Below are 232 nucleotides of genomic sequence, written 5' to 3'. Positions count from 1 at the left end.
CCAAAATACGAATTAAAAATTATCATTTATTCTTATTTCCATTACGATTTGTTATCCATGAAACTCAACAGGCAATGGCTCCATACCTTCGCCACTCTGATCGACGTCGGCCAGTTCACAGAAACTGCCGCCCGGCTTCATATGACCCAACCGGGTGTCAGTCAGCATATCCGAAAACTGGAGCAGCAACTGGGACAGGCACTTTTGGTTCGGACAGGGAAAAAGTTTGAAC

1 protein-coding gene is annotated in these 232 nt (G+C 45.3%); it reads left to right on the top strand.

Going from position 1 to position 232, the window contains the following annotated elements; all coding sequences use genetic code 11:
- Nucleotides 1–57: 57 nt before the first annotated feature.
- Nucleotides 58–232: LysR family transcriptional regulator (locus ACYP03_RS28230; RefSeq protein ID WP_459782968.1), on the top strand; the 175-nt coding region annotated here is incomplete at its 3' end.

The sequence above is a fragment of the Photobacterium sp. R1 genome (genome assembly GCF_054600795.1).
The sequence above is the reverse complement of the archived record's forward strand: the minus strand, read 5'-3'. Positions and strand labels throughout refer to the sequence as shown.